15 protein-coding genes and 1 pseudogene are annotated in these 21,399 nt (G+C 67.4%); 9 read left to right on the top strand and 7 right to left on the bottom strand.

Features of this window, described 5'->3' with window-relative positions:
- The first annotated feature begins 29 nt into the window (after nucleotides 1-29).
- Nucleotides 30-389 (top strand): helix-turn-helix domain-containing protein, encoded by a 360-nt coding sequence (locus ACIP93_RS00770; protein WP_401754189.1) that lies wholly within the window; start codon nucleotides 30-32, stop codon nucleotides 387-389.
- A gap of 210 nt (nucleotides 390-599) precedes the next feature.
- On the opposite strand, the gene ACIP93_RS00765 is transcribed toward ACIP93_RS00770, so the two are convergent.
- Nucleotides 600-1,340 (bottom strand): hypothetical protein, encoded by a 741-nt coding sequence (locus ACIP93_RS00765; protein ID WP_401754186.1) that lies wholly within the window; start codon nucleotides 1,338-1,340, stop codon nucleotides 600-602.
- A gap of 505 nt (nucleotides 1,341-1,845) precedes the next feature.
- Here ACIP93_RS00765 and ACIP93_RS00760 point away from each other — a divergent pair.
- From ACIP93_RS00760 to ACIP93_RS00745, 4 genes and pseudogenes are all read left to right on the top strand, one after another.
- A pseudogene (locus ACIP93_RS00760) lies at nucleotides 1,846-2,192 on the top strand (transposase family protein); the annotation flags it as partial.
- A gap of 623 nt (nucleotides 2,193-2,815) precedes the next feature.
- A complete protein-coding gene (locus ACIP93_RS00755) occupies nucleotides 2,816-3,796 on the top strand; it encodes a hypothetical protein (protein WP_401754183.1) in 981 nt (326 codons plus the stop codon).
- Nucleotides 3,797-4,749: 953 nt separating this feature from the next.
- Nucleotides 4,750-9,090, top strand: a complete 4,341-nt coding sequence (locus ACIP93_RS00750; protein ID WP_401754180.1) for a hypothetical protein — start codon at nucleotides 4,750-4,752, stop codon at nucleotides 9,088-9,090.
- A 151-nt stretch (nucleotides 9,091-9,241) separates the two neighbouring features.
- Nucleotides 9,242-9,538, top strand: coding sequence for a hypothetical protein (locus tag ACIP93_RS00745; RefSeq protein ID WP_401754177.1), 297 nt, complete (start codon nucleotides 9,242-9,244; stop codon nucleotides 9,536-9,538).
- Between the two features lie 42 nt (nucleotides 9,539-9,580).
- Here ACIP93_RS00745 and ACIP93_RS00740 read toward each other — a convergent pair whose 3' ends face one another.
- The 3 genes from ACIP93_RS00740 to ACIP93_RS00730 all read right to left on the bottom strand — a co-directional run bounded on the left by ACIP93_RS00740 (nucleotide 9,581) and on the right by ACIP93_RS00730 (nucleotide 11,966).
- Nucleotides 9,581-10,030 (bottom strand): hypothetical protein, encoded by a 450-nt coding sequence (locus ACIP93_RS00740; RefSeq protein ID WP_401754174.1) that lies wholly within the window; start codon nucleotides 10,028-10,030, stop codon nucleotides 9,581-9,583.
- 307 nt (nucleotides 10,031-10,337) lie between these two features.
- Nucleotides 10,338-11,189, bottom strand: coding sequence for a hypothetical protein (locus ACIP93_RS00735; protein WP_401754171.1), 852 nt, complete (start codon nucleotides 11,187-11,189; stop codon nucleotides 10,338-10,340).
- A gap of 291 nt (nucleotides 11,190-11,480) precedes the next feature.
- On the bottom strand, nucleotides 11,481-11,966 hold the full coding sequence (locus ACIP93_RS00730) for a GNAT family N-acetyltransferase (RefSeq protein WP_345222045.1): 486 nt from the start codon (nucleotides 11,964-11,966) through the stop codon (nucleotides 11,481-11,483).
- Nucleotides 11,967-12,021: 55 nt separating this feature from the next.
- Here ACIP93_RS00730 and ACIP93_RS00725 point away from each other — a divergent pair, with 55 nt between their 5' ends.
- Nucleotides 12,022-12,825, top strand: a complete 804-nt coding sequence (locus ACIP93_RS00725) for an exodeoxyribonuclease III (RefSeq protein WP_401754168.1) — start codon at nucleotides 12,022-12,024, stop codon at nucleotides 12,823-12,825.
- A gap of 58 nt (nucleotides 12,826-12,883) precedes the next feature.
- On the opposite strand, the gene ACIP93_RS00720 is transcribed toward ACIP93_RS00725, so the two are convergent.
- Nucleotides 12,884-13,534 carry a MerR family transcriptional regulator gene (locus ACIP93_RS00720; RefSeq protein ID WP_401755598.1) on the bottom strand — a complete coding sequence of 217 codons (651 nt, stop codon included), beginning with the start codon at nucleotides 13,532-13,534 and terminating at the stop codon, nucleotides 12,884-12,886.
- Nucleotides 13,535-13,904: 370 nt separating this feature from the next.
- Here ACIP93_RS00720 and ACIP93_RS00715 point away from each other — a divergent pair, with 370 nt between their 5' ends.
- From ACIP93_RS00715 to ACIP93_RS00705, 3 genes are all read left to right on the top strand, one after another.
- Entirely contained in the window at nucleotides 13,905-15,422 is a 1,518-nt protein-coding gene (locus ACIP93_RS00715) for a flavin-containing monooxygenase (RefSeq protein WP_401754165.1), read from the top strand.
- 74 nt (nucleotides 15,423-15,496) lie between these two features.
- Nucleotides 15,497-16,423 carry an alpha/beta fold hydrolase gene (locus ACIP93_RS00710; RefSeq protein WP_401755595.1) on the top strand — a complete coding sequence of 309 codons (927 nt, stop codon included), beginning with the start codon at nucleotides 15,497-15,499 and terminating at the stop codon, nucleotides 16,421-16,423.
- Nucleotides 16,420-17,298, top strand: a complete 879-nt coding sequence (locus ACIP93_RS00705; RefSeq protein WP_401754162.1) for an SDR family oxidoreductase — start codon at nucleotides 16,420-16,422, stop codon at nucleotides 17,296-17,298. The genes ACIP93_RS00710 and ACIP93_RS00705 overlap by 4 nt, the downstream gene beginning before the upstream one ends.
- A 59-nt stretch (nucleotides 17,299-17,357) precedes the next feature.
- On the opposite strand, the gene ACIP93_RS00700 is transcribed toward ACIP93_RS00705, so the two are convergent.
- Nucleotides 17,358-20,702, bottom strand: coding sequence for a S41 family peptidase (locus ACIP93_RS00700; RefSeq protein ID WP_401754159.1), 3,345 nt, complete (start codon nucleotides 20,700-20,702; stop codon nucleotides 17,358-17,360).
- 213 nt (nucleotides 20,703-20,915) lie between these two features.
- Nucleotides 20,916-21,368: an SsgA family sporulation/cell division regulator gene (locus tag ACIP93_RS00695; RefSeq protein WP_345222056.1), complete on the bottom strand. Its 453-nt coding sequence runs from the start codon at nucleotides 21,366-21,368 to the stop codon at nucleotides 20,916-20,918.
- Nucleotides 21,369-21,399: the final 31 nt, after the last annotated feature.

Genomic DNA, 21,399 nt, shown 5'->3' with positions numbered 1-21,399 from the left:
CACGAATAGCGGCTGAACAAATAGCCGCATTGCTCGACATAGTGCACATCAACTTGGAGGAGCGCATCTCGATGCCCGGTGGCACCCAGCGCAGTACGACGCCGCGGGACCTGGCCGCGGACCCGGACGCGTGGCCCTATACGAGCGTGGTCGGACACCCCCAGGCGAGGGTCGTCCAAGCAATTGCGCGCGCTCTGCGGGAGAGGCTGGACGAACAAGGGCTGAGCCTTCGCCAGGCCGCCGCTCTCACCGGGGTCAACCGGCAGGCGATCGTGAACCTGCTCAGCGGAATCAGCTGGCCCGACGTCGTCACGGTGAGCTTGCTCGAAGACGGGCTCGCTGTCGCACTCTGGCCGGGGGCTGAGAGCCCCGCCACGGCGGAATGCTGATGATGCCGACGGAATAACCGGCACAAGGGCCTACTTTCCATGCCACCAATAAGTGAAATGGCATACAGGAATAGGCCACGCGATCCCAGCGGTAGTCGTCGACTAGACTGGGATGCACGTGAATCATGATCAGGGGCACGTATCGGTGCCGCCGGAGGGCAATCCGGCGGCACCACCCCTCTCACAAATGATCAGAGGCGTGTGTCTGGGTCAGGCAGCCTCGCCTTCCGAGTTGTCTGGCACAGTGCGGACCACGGCATAGGTGCCGGCGGCGACCTTTTCCACGTGCCCCTTAGTGACCAGCCGGTTCATGGCGGTGCGCACATCCTCGTTCGGACGCTTGGAATTCCCGAGCTTCTCGGTGTGGCCCTTGGTCCGCAGGCGGTCGATGGTCTCGACTACCTCGTCGACGTGCATGGCACGGTCAGAGGTAGCCAGGATCGTGATGATGAAGTCCTGCAGGCTATTGGAGTCGTCGTCCTGAAGCTCATCCAGCGGAGCCTGCGTCACACTCGATTGCACGAGTTCCTGGGACTCGTCTTGGCTCTGACGAGGAGCAGAGGGCCCCTGGGCGGGCAATGCCGGAGCGAGGAACGCTGGGAATGAGGTACGCGCTGCGACGAAGTTCGGTGCAGGTGCAGGTGCAGGTGCAGGTGCAGGTGCAGGAACGGGCTGCGGGGTAGCAGGGGCAGCATCGGGCACAGGAGCGGCATACGAAGTGGACTCGGGTGTGGACAGGGAAGCTTCGACGAACTGGCATCGCGCTTCGGCCTGTTCAAGCCCGCATTCCTCTTCCGAGAGTCGGTCCTGCAACTCGGCAACTCGATTGAGAGCCTGAGTGAGCTCCCCACGCAGTGCCGAGCAATCCGCTCGCCGTTCATCCCGGTCCTGACGAATCAGCGTCAATGCCTCGACAAGCAGATCAGAGCGCCTATCTGCTCTGTTGCTCATATTGATCTACCGTGCCTGGCGTTTCTGACAGGCACACCCTACGGGGTTTGCCAGGCAGAACGGAACATGGCATTCCATTCTCAAGGAGCGCTACATAGAGTGCTCATTTCGATACGCACACGACAGGTTTGGGTCGGCGTGAGGAGATGTCTTTCGCCTGCGGCATGGAGTCGTGTAGGGCGATCCGGGTTGGGCGCCTTGTCCTTGAGACCGCCGTCAGGCGGCGAGGATGTATCGCTCCTGGCTGCTAGTCGGATAGAAGCGTGCTCATTGATACCGAGGCGATCAGTGATGGACCAAGCCAACGGCGAGAGTCTAGGTGTGACGGAACTCGGAACTCAACTCGGATGGATCGGCAGGGGTTTGAACGGTAGCGGCATCGTCGTCGGGAGAGGGGAGGGTAGGGGCAGCAACCTACTTCTCGGTGGCTTGGACATCCACAGGGCGGAACGACATCTGCTTGACGCCCACGTGGGCGTGGCAGGATTCGGCTTGGATCAACTCGGTGCAAAGCACTACCGCGGACGCGCATGCCTGGCGGGCGTCCGGCTGGCCGAGTACTGCCAGGGCGTGACCGTGCTGGGCGACGGCGCCTACCTCAACTGCGGCATGGTCGTGCCCCACCGCAAACGCCTGCGCCGCCCCCTGTTGGCGGGCGAGGAGGCGGACAACGCAGCTCATCGCAAGGTGTGTGCCCGGGTGGAGCATGTGATCGGCCGGATGGAGAACAACAAGATCCTCCGCGCCTGCCGGCAGCACGGCGACGGCCTCTACCACCCTGTCCAGGCTGTCGCCCACGTGCACAACCTTGCGCTCGCATCATGGCCGGAGAACTGTCATCACAGGCCCTGACCTGCTCAAACACGGCCTTGTGTAACACCATTTGGGTACGGCACCACCGCATGCAAGGCCCGTTGAGTGCGTGGGCACCTTACTTGCTGGCCCATGACGCGGTTGGTGAGTGTGCCTTCTGCGACATAAACCAGCCGACTCCGTTGGCGAAGCGGAGTGCAGCGCATCACGCCATCTGCGCAGGTGGCAGCCGATGAGGCTGCTCTGTCGGGTCTCTGACGCAAACGGAATACAGCCAAAGATGATCGATTTGTGCGTGTGAAGTGTCTGTTCTGCGTATGGTCTGGGCCAATCCCTGGCTGGCCCTCTGGCGCCCGGACATCGTTCGCTGCGAGATCAGAGCCCGTGCAGAGAACTGGTTGAGGGAGGAGGGGTGTTCCGAGGAGGCAGGTCATGAAATGAGCAGCAGCTTAAGTGCGATCTGGAAAGCGATTCCGTTCTTTGATGTCGATTTCAGCATGTGGTGATCTTCTGGTATCGCGGTCGCCTTGACTGTTCCATGATCGACGTTAAGTCTTCTCGATGGCTCCTAACTCAAAATCGGTTAGATGTCGAACTAGTTATTCGCCAGAACGGTAAATAGGGCCCCCTCGGAGGGGTTGCCGTTTGAATGTAAGGGGATCATGATCATGCAGAATGTGCTGAAGGAAATTCCATCGAAGTCGGGGAAAGTGTTGGGCGCGGCTCTCCTCTTGCTGGCCGTTGCTGGCTGCGGGACATTGTCGGCAAATGAATCAGCAAGCCAAGGTGTAGCGAAAGGTGCTGTAGGTGATGAAAAGACTGACCGGCTCTCGCTGGGCAGTGTGCCGACAGCGCCGACGAAGGGTCTCGCTAAAGGGCTCACCTTGCCGTTGAACAATTACCTCTACAGTGCCCAGGAAAGGTACGCCTGGCAGGTGGCCACCCAGGACCAGTGGCGTTCATGCATGAAGGGATTTAGTTTCGAAGGCTTTAATCCCCCAGCTCCGCTAGTTGAGTCTACTGTGGCCCAAGTTGAAACCGGAATGGGGCGGCGGTATGGGGTATCCGACCTTTCCTCGGTCCAGAAGAACGGGTATCACCTCGATGCGGACACGCCTGAATCGCCTCGATGGGAGCCGACACCGGGAGCCGAAGAAGCCGTTTTCACCGGGGACGGACCAGAAATTAGCGAGGGAAAGTACGAAGGCCGACCTGTGCCTGAGGGGGGATGCCGGGGTGAGGCGGCGCGAATGTTCCCAATGCCGCAAAGCACAGAGGCTGAGGAGGCCGAGGCGCAGGCATTCAGCCTTTCTCAAAGCGATCCGCGGACCGTCAAGGCGATGACGGCCTGGTCCTCATGCATGAAGAGCAAGGGGTTCACGGTCGCGAGTCCCCTGAAGGCGCCGGATCTGGTTCGGGATTCACTCGCTGCCACGGAGCCTGCAGCTGAGGAAATTCGCTTGGCTACGGCGGATGTGAACTGCAAGAAGCAGAGCAACTTGATTCCTACTTGGCATGGTGTAGAAAAAGCTATGCAGGGGATCGAGATCACCAAACGTCAAAGCGAGTTGTCCCAGGTGAAGAAGGAAAAGGAATCTGCAGTAGCGAAATTTGTCCAAGCGTACAAAAAGGGAGCTAAGTAAACCATGCGAAACCACTTTAGGCGTGCAGCGGTCATGCTGGTCACCCTCGCGGGACTCGGGCTCTCGACAACTCCAGCTTCAGCAGGAACTTCCTATGAGTCGGACACTTGTTCCTCCTCCGGAAACAACTACTGTTTCGCCATCTACTACAACAGTAGGAGCGAGCAGTCCAATTACTCGCTGAGTGCATGTTTCGTTACGAATCGAAGCAACTGGGATCATTGGGGTGAGACGGTAAACGGCGGAACGATCGTGGTGCGTTATGTCTTTGAGGCAATGCAAATGTCTAAGAGCACGGCCCAGTGTGTCATGGGTGGTGCAAAATATGGCAACGGTGCCGCAGTGAAGAATGCTGCAGCTTCAGCTTCTAATGGTGAGTGCACGGCCACTCATCGCATCTACTTTAATTCTGGCCACCAAGGAACCAGCCAGGCGTTCTCGCCGAACTGTGGCTCATATTGGCCAGCGGCAAATCTGATAACCAAGCTCAAGAATCAGAATGCTTCGAGTAAGAGATTCTGAGTGAGAATCACCACGCAATTGGTGCCACTGTAGCCCTCAGGCTCGGAACGTGGAGAATTTTTATCAGGCCTGTGCCTGCAGACCCTGCAGGCACAGGCCTGAACCTTGATGGGGAGCGGCCACGCTTTAAAAATATCTCGCTAGTTCCAAAAGTAGCTGAGTGTATCCCCATTGCCGACATATTCGCAAGCTGCGGGAGGTCTGCGCCATATGCGTAGCGGTCCCTACGGTCCAACTGTTCGTGCGCGTTTCTTTTCTCGGCTCGATGCTTCTCCTTTCTGAGGTGCTATCCGTAAGCCGCTGAGCCATTGCATGCGTTTGGCATGTACCTGCCTGAAATGCTCGTCGCTTCTTTATATGGCGAGCCGTGAACCGAAGAGGAAACTGAATTGAGAACCTTAGGAGTTCCGCGTCACCGAAGAACGGCGCGGGTGTCACTGGCGATCCTGGTGGCGAGTGCAGCGATGACCGGTCTGGTGCAGGTCCCGGCCGCGGCTGGCGTCGTAGCGAACGAGACCACGCCGCTGATTGCTCCAGCCGATCCGGACATCGCCCGGGAGTCCGCGGCCGCGGTGCCATCGGCCGAGCGTGCCCAGAAGCTTGGTAAGGACTGGCAGAAGTCTGGTGACGTCGCTTGGACCACCACGGGTGACGCTCAGGGCTTCCACCTCATGACAGCCCGCGAGTCGGCTGGCTATCAGTGGCAGACCACGGCGAGTCTGGCCGAGCCTGGCCTGGACGCGGACCAGTGGATTGGTAACGCCTGTGTGACTGGCTCGGGCCGGTATGCGGTGGTCGTGTACGCGCCGCGCACCTTCACCAACAAGCCGAAGCTGATGGCCCGTGGCGGCTTCACCGCCGTGGTGGACCTGAGCAACGGCAGCGTCACCAAGTTCTCCGTCACTGCCTCGCTGTCGTACTACAACCCGGGCTGCGGCACCGGCGATACCGCAGTCCTTACCCAGTCTCCGGGCGAGGACCTCGGCGCCACCCGCCTGATCCCACTCGACGCGGCCAAGGGCACCCTGGGCTCCGCGATCGTCACGGGTGGGCAGGTCACCTCAGCGGTGCGCACTGGCGAGGGCATTGTCGCCGCCTTCGGCACCCAGTTGGTGTCCATAGATTCCAAGGGCAAAAAGAAGATCCTGACCCGGACCGCGAACACCGCCTACCGGATCAGCCCCGACGGCGACGGCGGCGTCGTCTTCCTGGACCGGGCCAAGCGCCCCACCAAGGACACCGAAGCAACGACCTACGTCAAGCGCCTACCCCAGGTCACCAAGCCTGCCAAGCCCGCGCTGCTGGGCCACGGCAAGCTCTCCGCGACCGGCCTGACCCGAGCAGGCAAGGACGTCTTTGTCACCGGCGACGTCACCCCACAGGGACCGCAGCCGCGCACCGTTCAGCACCTGGTCGGCGCAAGCAAGGACGCGCTGGTCTCCAGCCACGCTGGGGCTGTCGTCGAGCGTACGGTGTGGGCCGACGGCAAGGGTTCGCCCGCGCACCTGGCGCCTCAGTCCGCGCTGGACGCCCGTCCAGTCAACATCATCGCCACCGTCCGCGACACCGGCGAGAAAGCTCACTTCACGGTGAAGCCGCTGGCTACACGTTCACCGCAATGGGAGGAGAGCCGTACCCCGTCACCACGCTTGAAAGGCAAGCAGGTTGCCAAGGATGCCGGCGCGTCCAAGGGTTTGGCGACGTCCGCTGAGGGTGGCAAGTCCGCCCAGCTCGGCCCCCGGGCGGCCGTTGATCCCCGCAACGAGATCGTGGAGTCGGAGCGAACCTGCTCCGTACCTCGTAACGACCCCCGCAACCAAGCGATGCAGCCTAAGCCGCGCCAGGTCGAGTGGGCCGTCGATCAGGCCGTCATCGGTGGTCTGAACAAACACATCTCGCGACCTGCCAACTGGCGCAACCTCGGTATGCCGGCGTACAGCCCACAAGTGTCCTTCCCCAACCCTGTTCTCCAGGGCGGCGGTCGAGTCCCGGCCCAGATCCTGCTCGGCATTACCACGCAGGAGTCGAATATGTGGCAGGCGGCGCGCAGCGCCGTGCCTGGCGTCACCGCCAGCCCGCTGATCGGCAACTACTACGGCATCGACCTCTACGACGGCGACACGTCCAACGACTGGGACATCAACTTCGACGAGGCTGATTGCGGCTATGGGATCACGCAGGTCACCGACCACATGCGGATGGCCGGCCGCGAGGGCGACAAGGGCGGCGCAGCCTGGGAATACCAGAAGCAGCGTGCCGTCGCCCTGGACTACACCGCCAACATCGCTGCTGGGCTACAGATTCTGGTAGAGAAGTGGAATCAGGCCAAGAGGGCCGGCGTGGAGGTCCATGACGGTGACCCCAAGCGTATCGAGAACTGGTTCTTCGCGCTGTGGGCGTACAACTCGGGCTTCTACGAGAACGTCAACGGCAACGGCCCCTGGGGCGTCGGCTGGGCCAACAACCCCGCCAACCCCGAGTGGGATGCCGGACGCCTCCCGTTCATGGAGAACCGGCTTGGCAACGAGGACGCCTCTGCCGCCGCCCGCCCGCAGCACTGGCCATACCCCGAGAAGGTCCTTGGCTTCGCCGCACACCCGCCGTCCTTCCTGGAATCCCCGGGCAAGCTGGTAGGCGCCTTCCGCCCCGCGTGGTGGAACGGCACGGGAGAGGATGCCACGGTCAAGGGCAGCGCCAAGCAGAACCGCGCGCAGCTCAAGCCACCGGAGGACACCTTCTGCGGTCCTTATAACGAGTGCGACCCGTCAAAGATCTCCGACGGCGCCTCAAATTCCAGCCCTTCGACCGGGCCCTGTCAGCGCACTGACTCCAAGTGCTGGTGGCACCAGTCAGTGCAGTGGAAGACCGACTGTGCGTACAGTTGCGGCAACGAGTTCATGCGGTTCGACGATACCTACCCGGAGGAGGCCGACGGGACCGCGTACCCGCCGAACTGCTCCACCGGTGGCCTGCCCGCGAATGCGATGATCATCGACGACCTCCCTCAGGGCACCCCGGTAATCCGCCCGGGCTGCGCTAACGGCGGCTGGACCAACCAAGGTTCTTTCTCCATCGACTTCGGTAACGGGGACGGCGTACACCCCGGAACCGGCGGCATCAACCGCTGGCCGTCCAAGGTAGATCTGCACCAGCTCGGTGCCGGGTTCGGCGGTCACTTCTACTTTGGGCATACTCGCCCGAATGATGAGAAGGGCCGACGGCTGAAGTTCACCGGGACTTGGACACTAAACAAGGCGTTCAACGGTGCGGCAACGGTAATGGTCCACCTGCCCGACCACGGTGCCCACACCAAGCAGGCCCGCTACCGTATCGACACAGGCAGCCGGGGCGTCCGCACCAAGGTCGTCTCCCAACCCGGCGATACCAACCGGTGGAAGAACATCGGCGCGTTCATGTTCGACGGCGTGCCGAAGGTCAGCCTCGACACCATCACCCCCGATGGCACAGGGGACCAGGACATCGCGTTCGACGCCATCGCCGTCGTCCCGATCAACGGCACCTTCGTCGAACGGACAGTGCAGGCGGTCGGGTTCTTCGACGAGAACCAGAACCTCGATACGGACCCCGAGTCCAGCCTCCTGATCGACAGTCCGTTCGAGAACCGCCAGAAGATCTATGACTGGGGCATGAAGACCTCGGGCGACGTGATCAAACTTCCCAGCTGCGCCAGTCAGCCATCGCCGAATTGCGTGATGCCGAACACCGGTGCCTCGATGACCCGGTGGAACGACTCGATACGCGCGGCTGGCACCAGCCCCACCGATCATCCTGATGGCAAGAGCATGGCCAGCTGGCTGCGCTACTCCAATGCGTACACCGACCGCCCTACCAGCGACAGCAAGCCGTCCCGATTCGATACGGATGACTCGGCGTACAAGATCCGGAACAAGGCGACCGTCTCCTTCGTCAAGGATGCCAGCGGCAAGATCGTAGAAGGCAGCGAGTTCGTCGAATACGACGACCGTACCGCCGACACGCATCTGCCGCCCTTCATCATGGACTTCTTCAAGACAGTTGAGCAGGACTACAAGATCAACAGACCCAACCTCAACTACACGACTAAGGACCTCAACGAGCACGACGGGCGCACCACCACTACCACCACCAGCACCACCGGCATCCTCCCAGGCCGCGCCTACGCGGCGATGGGCATCGCACCGCAGCTGACCGAGAACAACACCTGCGTCCGATCCCTCTACACCTCGGGCGGCTCTATCGGCTACCGGCCGATGCTCGCGGATGAGGGCGCGACCGGTTCAGCCGAGCGTTGGAAGAACGCGCTGGACTCCTCGCCGGTGGTACCTGACGCGGTGGCCCAGGTGGCCGGCGAGATCTACAACGCCTTCTTCAAGCCGGGTAAGACGGGCTCGCTCTTCAACAACGCACCGCCCATCTGGCAGGAACTGAGCTTCCAACTCTGCGCCGACGGCAAGGTCAAGCCGTACGACGGAGACCCGATCCTGCGCTCCAGCCACATGCCGAGCCAGTACCTATACGTCGACGGCAAGGCCATCAACCAGGAGGGCAACTTCACCGGCAGTAAAGCTCCGGTGTACGAGGGGAGCTTCATCCCGTTCAGTGCCGTACTCGACCTCACCGGTCACGGCATGGGGTACGGAACCTGCGGCCCGCTCACTGGCCACAGCGCCAATCCCTGGGCCATGGACGTACTGACCGGTGCGGGAGCCAATCCGCCCGGGAAGTTCTGTTCCTGGCCCAGCACCACCCCGGACCCGCAGTACAGCAGCTAGTCCAGCAACCAGGCGCTCTCACTGATTCCATGTGATGCGTCACTGCGTACTTCGGCAACCCCCGGAGAGGCTCGGCAGCCTTTCCGGGGGTGTCCGGGATTCGATGCCTGTCCGGACGGCATCGTTTGCACGGGTTCATACTGGAGATCTGATGTCCTTTGCTCCCTTCATTGCATTCGCCGTCATCCTCCTGGCGTGGGGAGGGCCGATCGTTCTCCTGTTCGCCGAACGCACCAGGTTCCTGGCCCCCTGGCTGCTGGCCCTAGCCGTGTCCGGTACCGCCGCCGCCTACGCACTGGGCGGCACCGAGGTGGGCAACATGGTGGGCATTCTGTGTGGCCCCAGTGTTGTCGCCGTACTCATCTATCTGATACTGCGGTGGGGGTTTCGGAGCAGCCCGCGTACCGCACAGAGCCGTCGGACCACACGTTTCCGCGGGGACACCTGATCGGGCATGGGTAAAGCGTCCACGGTCAGGTGAGCTAGCTGCTCAGTCCAGAGTGATCGGCCCGTCAGGAAGCCAGCCGTCAAGATAGCCATCGATGAGGATCTTCGCAGTCTCGGTCTCCGAAGCTTGCAGCCATAGGCCGATGATGGTTCGGGGTGCCCAGAGGATGCGCTGGCTCGGAATGTCGTCGGCTGGCTCCGCGTCCACTCGGACGATGTGGAAGTGTGTCTCCACTCGCAGCGTGGGGCCCTCGGGGGCGGTGGCCCAGCGGCGGCCTACGACTGTGCCGTTCCTTGTGGGATACGTAGGGAACAGGTCTTCGCAGAGTCGGGACACGGTGTCCGTGTAGGTCTCGTCCAGCAAGGCCGTCTGTTGAGGTAGGGCCCACTTTGGATGGTCAGTCTCTTGGGGGAGCAGGGCGATGCGGTGTGTGAGGTCGATGGCAATGACCTTCGCGATGCGGCGCAAGCGTGGAGCTGGCAGGTGGCCCATGTTCGAAGGCTCTCCTGCGGCTAGTTAAATAGCCAGCCCGGCGTGGCGGGCGAGTGATGCTAGTGATGTGGGCATGACTATTCGGGAAGTGATCTTTCGGTTCGCGGGAAGGGTGTGGTGGAGGCGCTGCATCGCAGCAGGTCAGACCCACTCGTGAACGGCCCACACAACGAACCGTTCGCGAGTCAACTCGGGATCGGTTCACGAAATCCCGTCCAGTTGATTCAACTGGACGGGATTTCGTGTTTCTCAGGCTCGGTACGACGCGGATGCCGCTCGGGGAAGCCGGGCTCGGCTGGGTGGGCAGTCACTCACCTGTCCTGCGATCTCGTACGACAGAGAGCAGCAGTGGCGTACGTACACCGAGCTGGGCAGCGGAGTCGGCGATGGTCGCGGCCAGCCAGCCGACCGCGTCGCAGGACCATTCGGCGAGCTCGCCTCGCAGGGTCAGGCCGTGCAGGGGCGGCCCGTTCCGGAATTCGTCGGCGAACGGTGGGGGCGGAGTGACGTCCTTGCCGGTGCTTTCCGATCCGCTTGGGAGGAACACTTTCTGCTCCAGGCGGCCGAGGCGGCTGGTGAGTTGTCGAGCGACGGTGGGGATCGCAGTGTCGCGCCCGCTGTTGATGCTGATCATCACGGGAGTCACGGCCTGCGGGTCGCGCTCGGCGAACCAGTCGCAGGTCTCCATGGAGGGGATGAGTGCGTTGTGCGGGCGGGAGGCGGGGGCGAGTCCTTGGAGGGGCAGAAGGATCTGCACCGCGGACAGGTGTGCCGTGCCGATGCGCGCGAGGGTGTCCTCGGCGCAGCGCAGGAACGGCTGCACGGGAAGCGGGCGGTCACTCGCCGGCGTACTGCACTCGACCTGGAACCAGGCGAAGGGCTCGGTATCGGCAGGGTGGTTGTTATAGGTGGCGTTGTTCATGGCCCACAGGCCCGGCGCTTTGGCCGCCCGCTCGTCTCCAGCGGCGCTGGATCGGTCGTCGAGCCACCCCATGGCAGCGGACCGCTGGTGAAAGAGCTGGTACGCGTCGTGCTCGGACTCCGGGTCGCGCCACGGGTGCGGGGCCAGAGCGCCATGAAAGGCGGCGAACATGGGGCCCGCCGTGCGGTGGCCCGCAGGGTCGATTCCTGGCTGGGCGGCGGCTTGTTGCTCGGACAACTCAGTCCCTCTGTCGGTTATGAGGTGCCGGCCGGAGTGGCGTCCGATCCGGAGCTGTGCCGACGGGCCAACAGCCTCGCGGCGTACGGGCTGGTGGTTGTCGTCGCCGGCGGCTGTCCCTTCGAGAAGATCAAGCACTTGTAGCGGGCAGACCAGGGTCGTTCCCCGGCCCGGCAGAGCTCACGGGTGGGGAACGATCATCGCGGCATCGGGAAGCGGTCTTCGGGAGCCGGGTGAGCGCCGGCTCCCTTTGCTGTGTGAGTTGCTGTGTGTGTTCCGGTGTGAGGTGGGTTACAGCAGGGGCTTGGTGAAGCAGCGGCTTTCGTCGGTGTGGCGGTAGAGGCCGAAGCGGTCGGCCAGGGGGACCGGGGTGTAGCCGCTGGAGAGGTAGAGGGCGACGGCCTCGGGCTGTTCGGTGCCGGTTTCCAGGACCATGCGGGTACGGCCCGCGGCGCGGGCGTCGGCCTCCAGGAGGGCCAGCATCCGGCGGGCGAGTGCCTTGCCGCGGGCGGCGGGGACGACGTACATGCGCTTGAGTTCGGCGTCGCCGTCGGCGTAGTTCTCCTCGTCCGCGCGCTGGGCGCGCCAACCGCCGGTGGCGACGGGGAAGCCCTCGTCGTCGTACGCGATCAGGTACAGGCCCCGCGGGGGAGTGAACATCGCCGGATCGAGCGGGGTGAGGTCGCCCTCGCCGTAGCGCTCGGCGTATTCGAGTTGGACGTCGGCCTGGAGCTTGACGGCGTCGGGGTGGTCGTAGGCGACGGGACGGAAATCCATGGGTACGAGCGTACGAGCGAGCGGGGAGGGCGTGCGGGGTCGGTAGGGTTTTTGGATGCTCACTGTGACCAGCGTGAATGTGAATGGCCTGCGGGCCGCCGCCAAGAAGGGCTTCGTGCCGTGGCTGGCGGGGACCGACGCCGATGTGGTGTGCCTCCAGGAGGTACGGGCCGAGGCCGACCAGTTGCCGGCGGACGTGCGGGCGCCCGAGGGGTGGCACGTGGTGCTCGCGCCCGCGACGGCCAAGGGGCGGGCCGGGGTCGCGGTGTACTCGCGGCAGCAGCCGGAGCGGGTGCAGATCGGATTCGGCAGCGAGGAGTTCGACGCGAGCGGGCGGTACGTGGAGATCGACCTGCCCGGTGTGACGGTCGCCAGCCTGTATCTGCCGTCGGGTGAGGTCGAGACCGAGAAGCAGGACGAGAAATATCGATTTATGGACGAGTTCATGCTCTACCTCGTCACGCTGAAGGCGCGTGCGGCGGCGGACGGGCGCGAGGTCGTGGTGTGCGGTGACTGGAACATCGCGCACCAGGAGGCCGACCTGAAGAACTGGCGGGCGAACCGCAAGTCCTCCGGGTTCCTGCCCGAGGAGCGGGAGTGGCTCGGGCGGGTCTTCGAGGAGGCCGGATATGTGGATGTGGTGCGGAAACTGCATCCGGATGTGGAGGGTCCGTACTCCTGGTGGTCGTACCGGGGGCGGGCTTTTGACAACGACAGCGGGTGGCGGATCGACTACCAGGTGGCGACCCCCGGACTTGCCGACCGCGCGGTCAAGGGCTGGGTCGAGCGGGCGGCCAGCCACGGGGAGCGGTGGAGTGACCACGCGCCGGTGACGGTGGCATACGAGGAGAAGCAGTAGGGCGTACGTGCATGCGTGCGTGTGCGGGGGCGCGGCGCTGCACGCGCACAGGGCGGTCTCAGGGGCGGGGCCGCTCGGCGGTGGTGGGCCCGGTCGGGGGCAGGTGGCGGTCCAGGGCCATGGAGAGTTCCGCCTCGACCACGCTCTTGGCCAGCGGGCGCAGGCGCTGCGGGTCGGCGTGGTGGGTGGTGACGAGCGAGATGAAGATGCGGGCGAGGACGTCCGCGTGTTCGCGGACCTGGAGGCCGGCCGCCATCACCTCCGACAGCGGGACGCCCTCGCGGACCAGGGCCGCCGACGCGTCCAGCAGGCGGCGGCTGATGTGAACGATCTCGTCGCCGTCGACGGTGAGGTAGCCGAGCGACATCGCGGAGGCGAGGTTTTCGGGGGTGACCTCGCCCTCGAAGTAGTCGGCGAGGTTCTCCGGGGTGAGGCGGACGGGGGTCTCCTCGGTGGGCTCCGGCGGGGTGCCGAGCGCCAGCAGGTCGCCCATGTCGCGGCCGCTGTCGAAGGTGGAGGCGAGGTCGGCGATGCCGGTGAGGGTGTGGCCGCGCTCCAACAGGGCGGCGATGGTGCGCAGCCGGGCCAGGTGGTGGTCGTTGTACCAGGCGATGCGGCCCTCGCGGCGCGGCGGGCCGATGAGCTTGCGCTCGCGGTAGAAGCGCAGGGTGCGCACGGGGATGCCGGCCGCGTCGGCCAGCTCCTCCATGCGGTATTCGCGGTACGGGCGGCGCGGCTCGGTGGGGCGCGTGCCGACGGGTGCGCCGTCCTGCCCGGCGTCGGGCGTCGCGACCTGGCCGGCGCCGGGCATCGCGGCCTGGTCGGCGCCGGGCATCGCGTCCTGCGCGCGGTGGGACGTCGCGTCCTGCGTGCCGGTGGACATGCCGTCCTGGGCGGGGGGTTCCGGTGCCTCTTCCACGCCCGGAAGCCTATGTCGTACCACCGGTAACTTTCCTCGGTCGTACCCCTACCGATCAGTACGCCACTGCTCTACTCTCCCAACCATGCCAGTGATTGCTGGCATGGTCGCAGCGTGTCACCACGTGTCGTTGGGTTGTTGAGTGCGGGAGGCGTCGGGCATGGCCGAGTTCGAGCACGAGCATGTACGAGTGGCGGTGATCGGGTCCGGGTTCGGGGGCCTGGGGGCCGCGGTCCGGCTGCGCAGGGAAGGGGTCACCGACTTCGTCGTGCTGGAGCGGGCGGACGCGGTGGGCGGGACGTGGCGCGACAACAGCTATCCCGGGTGCGCCTGCGACGTACCGTCCCACCTGTACTCGTTCTCCTTCGCGCCCAACCCCGAGTGGCCGCGCACGTTCTCCGGCCAGGAGCACATCCGGGCGTACCTGGAGCACGTGACCGACACCTTCGGGCTGCGGTCGCACATCCGGCTGAACCACGAGGTCACGATGATGACCTGGGACGCCGAGAAGCTCTGGTGGAAGATCGAGGCGGCGAACGGCACGACGCTCGTCGCGGACGTGGTCGTGTCGGCGACCGGGCCGCTGTCGGACCCGAAGACGCCGGACGTTCCCGGGCTCGACACCTTCCCCGGCAGGGTCTTCCACTCGGCGCGCTGGGACCACGACTACGACCTCACGGGCAAGCGCGTCGCGATGATCGGGACCGGTGCGTCCGCGATCCAGATCGTGCCGGCCATTCAGCCACAAGTCGACAAACTCACCCTCTTCCAGCGCACGCCGCCGTGGGTGATGCCGCGTGCCGACCGCGCGATCAGCGGCGCCGAGCGCTGGCTGCACCGCACGGTGCCGGCGACCGGCAAGGCCCGGCGCGGGTTGCTGTGGGGCATCCGCGAACTCCAGGTGCAAGCCTTCACCAAGCGCCCCAACGAGCTCGGCTTCATCGAGACCATCGCCAAGGCCAATATGGCGAAGTCCATCAAGGACCCCGCGCTGCGCGCCAGGCTGACGCCCGACTACCGCATCGGCTGCAAGCGCATCCTGCTGTCGAGCACGTACTATCCGGCGCTCGCGCAGCCCAACGTGGATGTCGTCGCGTCCGGATTGAGCGAGGTGCGCGGGTCGACCGTGGTCGCCGCCGACGGTACGGAGACGGAGGTCGACGCGATCATCTTCGGTACGGGCTTCCACGTCACCGACATGCCCATCGCCGACCGCGTCGTCGGGGCCGACGGCATCACCCTCGCCGAGACGTGGAAGGGCGGCATGGAGTCGCTGCGCGGTGCGAGCGCCGTCGGCTTCCCGAACTGGATGACGATCATCGGCCCGAACACCGGGCTGGGGAACTCGTCGATGATCCTCATGATCGAGGCGCAGCTCAACTACCTGGCCGACTACCTGCGGCAGTTGGACACGCTGGGCGGACGGGTCGCCCTCGCCGCGCGCCCCTCGGCGGTCGGCGCGTGGAACCGCCGGGTGCAGGAGCGCATGAAGCGCACCGTGTGGAACACGGGCGGCTGCGACAGTTGGTACCTGGACGCCAACGGCCGCAACACGACCGTCTGGCCGGGCACCACCTCGGAGTTCCGGCGGGCCACGCGCGAGGTCAACCTCGCGGAGTACGACGTGGTGCGGGCCGAGGTCCCCGCTCCGGCCGAGGTCGAGGGGGCCGTCGCGTGAGCCGGGTCACGGGCGGACGCGGGTTCGGGCGCGGACGCGGGCCGGGGCGCGGTCTCGGGCTCGACGTACGGGAGCTGACCGTCACCTCGCGCGACGGTGCACGGCTGCACGTCGAGGTGTACGGCGAGGAAGGCGCGCCGGCGGTGGTGCTGGCGCACGGGTGGACGTGTTCCATCGGTTTCTGGGCGGCCCAGATCCGCGAACTGTCGCGCGACTTCCGGGTCGTCGCGTACGACCAGCGGGGACACGGCCGTTCGCCGGACTCGGGCGTGTACGCGGTGGAGGGGCTCGCCGACGACCTGGAGGCCGTGCTCACCGCGACGCTCGCGCCGGGCGAGAAGGCGGTGCTGGCCGGTCACTCCATGGGCGGCATGACGATCATGGCCGCGGCGGGGCGGCCCGCCGTCGCCGAACACGCGGCGGCCGTGCTCCTGTGCAGCACCGGCAGTGCGCGACTGGCCGCCGAGTCGCTGGTGCTGCCGCTGCGGGCGGGCCGGCTGCGGACCCGGCTGACCCGGGCCGTACTGGGGGCCACGGCTCCGCTCGGACCGGTCACGCCCGTCTCCCGGGCGGTGCTGAAGTACGTCACGATGGGCCGCGGCACGTCACCGGAGCGGGTTTCGCAATGCGCTCGCATCGTGCACGCGTGCCCCAGGCAGGCACGGGTCGGGTGGTCGCACGTGCTGGCCGGGCTCGACCTGGTGCGCGGTGTCGGTGAGTTGCGCGTGCCGGTGGCGGTCGTCGCCGGTGCGGACGACCGGCTCACGCCGCCGGTGCACGCCCGGGAGATCGAGGCGGCGCTGCGGCAGTCGCTGGGGCTGACGCTGCTCACCGGGGTCGGGCACATGACGCCCGTGGAGGCACCGGAAGTCGTGAACGGGAGGATCCGCGAGCTGATGGACAGCTATGTCGTTGCGAGTGCGAGTGCGAGTGCGAGTGCGAGTGCGAGTGCGAGTGCGAGTGCTGGTGCTGGTGTGGGAGTTGGGGAGGAAGTGGCATGACGTACAGCCTTGAGGGACAGGTCGCGGTCGTCACCGGAGGGGCGCGGGGCGTCGGCGAGCTGCTCGCCCGCAAGCTCTCCGCGCGCGGGGCCAACGTGGCGCTGGTGGGCCTGGAGCCCGAGCTGCTGAAGGAGGTCACCGGCAGGCTGCACACCGAGAGCGACTGGTGGCACGCGGATGTCACCGACCACGAGGCGATGGCGCAGGTCGCCGCCGAGGTCAAGGAGCGCTTCGGGAAAGTCGACATTGTCGTCGCCAACGCGGGCGTGGCCTCCGGAGGTCCCTTTGTCGACTCCGACCCGCAGGCATGGCGGCGGGTCATCGAGGTCAACCTGGTGGGCGGCGCGGTCACCGCTCGCGCCTTCCTCCCGGTGCTGCTGGAGAGCCGCGGTTACTTCCTCCAGATCGCCTCGCTGGCGGCGATCACCCCGGCGCCGATGATGAGCGCGTACTGCGCGTCGAAGTCGGGTGTGGAGGCGTTCGCGCACTGTCTGCGCGCCGAGGTCGGGTACCGCGGGGTGCGGGTGGGCGTCGGTTACCTGTCGTGGACCGACACCGACATGGTGCGCGGCGCCGACCAGGACGAGGTGATGCGCGAGCTGCGGCAGCGGCTGCCGTGGCCGTCCAACCGCACGTACCCGCTCGGGCCGGCCGTGGACCGGATCGTCGCGGGCATCGAGCGCCGCAGCCACCACGTGTACGCGCAGTGGTGGCTGCGGGGGATGCAGTCGGTGCGGGGCTACCTGCCCGCGGTCATCGGGACGGCCGGCCGACGGGAGATGCAGCGGTTCGCACCGAGGCTGGCGGGCGTGAGCAAGGGGCTCGTCGGCGCGGGAGGCGCCGCGGACGAGTCCACCCGGGGCGTGCGGACCTGACCCCCGGCCGGAGCCCCGCCGCTCGCCGCCCCGGCCCCGCCCCGCCCGGACCCCTCCCCTCACCCCCTCGGCGGCAGCTTCGGCCGCCGCTTGTCCGGGACCGCGGAGTAGTCCGGCGGGGCCGCCGCCGGGGTCGACGCGAGCAGGTCCAGGGCGACCTTCACCGCGTCGTCCAGTACCGCGTACCGCCCCTCCGCCCAGTCCAGCGGGGTGCGCAGGGCGGGGATGTCCGGGGTGACCCCGTGGTTCTCCACCCCCCACCCGTACGCGTCGAACCAGGCCGCGTTCATCGGCACGGTGATCACCGTGCCGTCGCCCAGCGGGTGACGGCCGGTCATGCCGACGACCCCGCCCCAGGTCCGCTGACCCACCACCGGCCCCAGCGACAGCAGCCGGAAGGCGGCCGTGATCATGTCGCCGTCGGAGGACGTCGCCTCGTCGGCGAGGGCGACCACCGGGCCCCGGGGCGCGTTGGACGCGTACGACACCGGCTGGGCGTCCCGCGTCAGGTCCCAGCCCAGGATGCGGCGGGTCAGCTTCTCGATGACCAGCTCGCTGATGTTCCCGCCGGCGTTTCCGCGTACGTCGACGATCAGCGCCGGGCGGGAGACCTCCAGCCGCAGGTCGCGGTTGAACTGGGCCCAGCCCGAGCCCCCCATGTCCGGGATGTGCAGATAGCCGCACTTGCCGCCGCTCAGGTCGCGAACCACCTCCCGGCGCTTGGCCACCCAGTCCTGGTAACGCAGCGGGCGTTCGTCCACCAGCGGGACGACGGCGACCCGCCGCGGCCGCACCTCCCCGGCGGGCCCCTCCGGCACGAACGTCAGCTCGACCGTCGTGCCGCCGGCGGCCGACAGCAGCGGGAAGGGCCCCGTCACCGGGTCCACCGGCCGGCCGTCCACGTGCGTCAGCACCGCCCCGACCCGGATCCCCGTACCCGCCAGCGGCGACCGCGCCTTGGAGTCGGAGGAGTCGCCCGGCAGGATCCGGGAGACGGTCCAGTTGCCGTCCTTGACGTAGAAGTTGGCGCCCAGCAGGCCCATCGCCCGCTGGTAGTGCGGGGGTCCTTCGTTGCGGCGCGCGCCGGCGACGTACGCGTGCGAGGTCCCCAGTTCGCCCAGCACCTCCCGCAGCAGGTCGGCGAACTCGTCGGGGGAGGCCACGCGTTCGACCAGCGGACGATACTGGTCGAGGATCGCCGGCCAGTCGATGCCGCCCATGTCCGGCTCCCAGAAGTAGGAGTCGACGATGCGGCCCGCCTCCGCGTACGCCTGCCGCCACTCCGCGGCCGGGTCCACGTCGTGCAGGATGCGGCGCAGGTCCAGGTGGACGGTGGAGTCGCCGTCGCCGCGTTCGGTGGCGGGGACCGCGCGCAGTTCGCCGTCCTCCACGACGACCAGGCGGCTGCCGTCGCCGCTGACGGCGAACCATTCCAGGTCGTCGGCGAGTTCCGTCCTGCGGGCCTTGGCGAGGTCGAAGTGTTCGAGGGTGGGGCGGCCCGAGGTGTCGGCCGGGTTCGCGAACGTCTCGCCGAGCGCGCCCGAGATCGGCCAGCGCAGCCAGACCAGGCCGCCCCCGGCGACCGCCGACAGGGACGAGTACTTGGAGGCCGCCACCGGGAAGGGCGTCACCCGGTTGGCCAGGCCCTCCACCTCCACCGTCACCGTGCCGTCGCCCTCCGACGCCTCGTCCGGGTCCAGGCCGCCCGCCGCCGGGCGGCCGTCGGGGGACAGCGCGAAGGGGGAGGGGGTCGCCGAGGAGAGCGGTACGAGGTACGGCCGGCAGCCCAGCGGGAAGGACAGGTCGCCCGTGTGGACGTCGTACACCGGGTCGAAACCGCGCCAGGAGAGGAAGGCCAGATAGCGGCCGTCGCTGGTGAAGACCGGGTTCTCGTCCTCGAAGCGGCCGTTGGTGACGTCCACGATCAGGGCGGTCCCCGCGTCCTTCGCGGCGCTCGGGGAATGGATGCGCGCCATCTTGATCTGCCGCAGCGACCGCCCGATCCCCGGGTGCGACCACGTCAGCCACGCCCCGTCGGGCGAGAAGGCCAGGTCGCGGACGGGCCCGTTGACCGAGCGGATCACCTCGGTCAGGGACTCCTCGCCCTCGGTGACGGTGAGGAGCAGGAGCCGCCCGTCGTGCGACGCGATCGCCGTGCGCGCCCCGTCCGGGTCCGCCACCAGCTCGTGTACGCGCCCCAGCTGACCGGCGGCGAGCCGGCGCGCGGCGCGCGCCCCGGCCGCCCGGGGCAGGTACGCGATCTCCACCGCGTCCTCGCCCTCCGCGTCGGTCACGAACGCGACCTGCCCGCTGGCGCCCAGCATCTCCGGGAGCCGCACCCGTACCCCCGGAGTGTCCGCGATCGTGCGGGCCGGGCCGTCGCGGTGGGTCAGCCAGTACAGGCTGCCGCGCACGGAGACGGCGCTCGCCCGGCCCGTGGGGTCGACCGCGAGCCCGCCCACGTGGCCCGCCGCCGGCACCTGGTAGACGCGGCGCCCGGAGCGCGGTCCGCCCAGGCGGACGTCCAGCCGGCGCGGCGCCCCCGTCGGCGACAGGTCGTCGACGAGCCACAGCTCGCCCGCGCACTGGTAGACCACCCGCGTCCCGTCGGACGAGGCGTGCCGGGCGTAGAAGTCGGCGTGGTCGGTGTGACGGCGCAGGTCGGAGCCGTCGGGCAGGCAGGAGTAGAGGTTGCCGATGCCCTCGTGGTCGGAGAGGAACGCGATCCGGCCGGCCACGAACATCGGCGTGTCCAGATGGCCGTTCAGCTCGGGCAGCAGGCGCTCGCCGTGCAGCCACAGGCGGCCCGTCGCCCCGCCCCGGTAACGCTTCCACGCGGCGGGCTCGTGCGGCGGCTTCCCGGTGAGCAGCAGGGTGCGGCGTTCGCCGTTGCAGCCGGGGAGGGTGTCGGAGATCGCGATGGCGGACACCGGACCCCAGGGGAGGCGGCGACCGGGGCTGCCGTCGGTGGGCAGCGTGTACGCCCACGAGAAGTACGAGAAGGGCTGGCCGTGCGAGGAGACGGCGAGGATCTGGCCGTCCGGGGTCCAGCCGCAGACGCGGGCGTCCACCGACCCCCAGTGGGAGAGCCGGCGCGACGGCCCGCCCGCGACGGGGACGACGTGCACCTCGGGGTCCAGGCTGCGCCATGTCGTGTACGCGAGTTGACGGCCGTCCGGTGAGAACCGGGGGTGCCCGACGCGGGTGCGGTCCACCGTCAGCCGCCACGCCCGTCCCGGCGTGTGCCCGGCCGGGGCGAGGGGCGCCACCCACAGGTCGTCCTCGGCCACGAAGGCGAGGGTGTCGCCGTGCAGGTGCGGGAAGCGGAGATAGGCGGGCGGCTCGGACTGGGCCGAGTGGGGGAGGCCGGGCTCCTGGGCGGTCGCGTCTGTGGGCACTCGCATGCCCTCATGCTTTCCGCGCCAGGGGGGTGCGGCAACTCGTACGACTGGATCTTCGGGTCCGGCACCGGCAGGCCCCGCCCGCACGACCGCGGGCCGCGTCCGGTACCGGCAGGCCCCGCCCGCACAGCCGCAGGCCGCGTCCGGCACCACCAGGCCCCGCCCGTATCGCCGCAGGCCGCGCGCGACACCGCCCACGGCGTCAAGCGCGGACGCCTACGCGTACGTCTGCCGCAGGAAGCGCACCAGCGGCGCGCTGTCCAACTGCACCAGCAGCACCCCCTGCTCCGCGTGCAGCTCCAGCACCGCCTGCACCCGCCCGCACGGCCAGATGCGCACGTCACCCTGCTCGGCCGGGGCGCGCAGCCCCGCCTCCAGCAATGCGCGCGGGAAGGTCCAGGTGGGGCGGCCGCCCGTGCCGCCCGGCGGGCCCGGCACCGGCAGCTCGATGCTCACATCGCGCCGGTCGCCCGCCGGGGCGTACCGCAGGACGACCGGCAGGCAGGTGGGGACCGGTGCGTCGGTGACGAGGTTCGCGCGCAGGCGGGCCTCCGCGGGGGGCCGCGCCTCGGCGGGGCGTCCGGCCGGGCTCTCGGCGGCCGTGGCCCCGGCGGCGGCGCTCTCGGCGTCGGAGCCCCCGAGGGGGCGGTCCTCAACGGTGCGGGACATGCCCGCCTCCTCACCTCGTATGTACGCAACA

Origin of the sequence: Streptomyces sp. NPDC088745 (genome assembly GCF_044751045.1) — a bacterium.
GTDB lineage: Bacteria > Actinomycetota > Actinomycetes > Streptomycetales > Streptomycetaceae > Streptomyces > Streptomyces cremeus.
The sequence above is the reverse complement of the archived record's forward strand: the minus strand, read 5'-3'. Positions and strand labels throughout refer to the sequence as shown.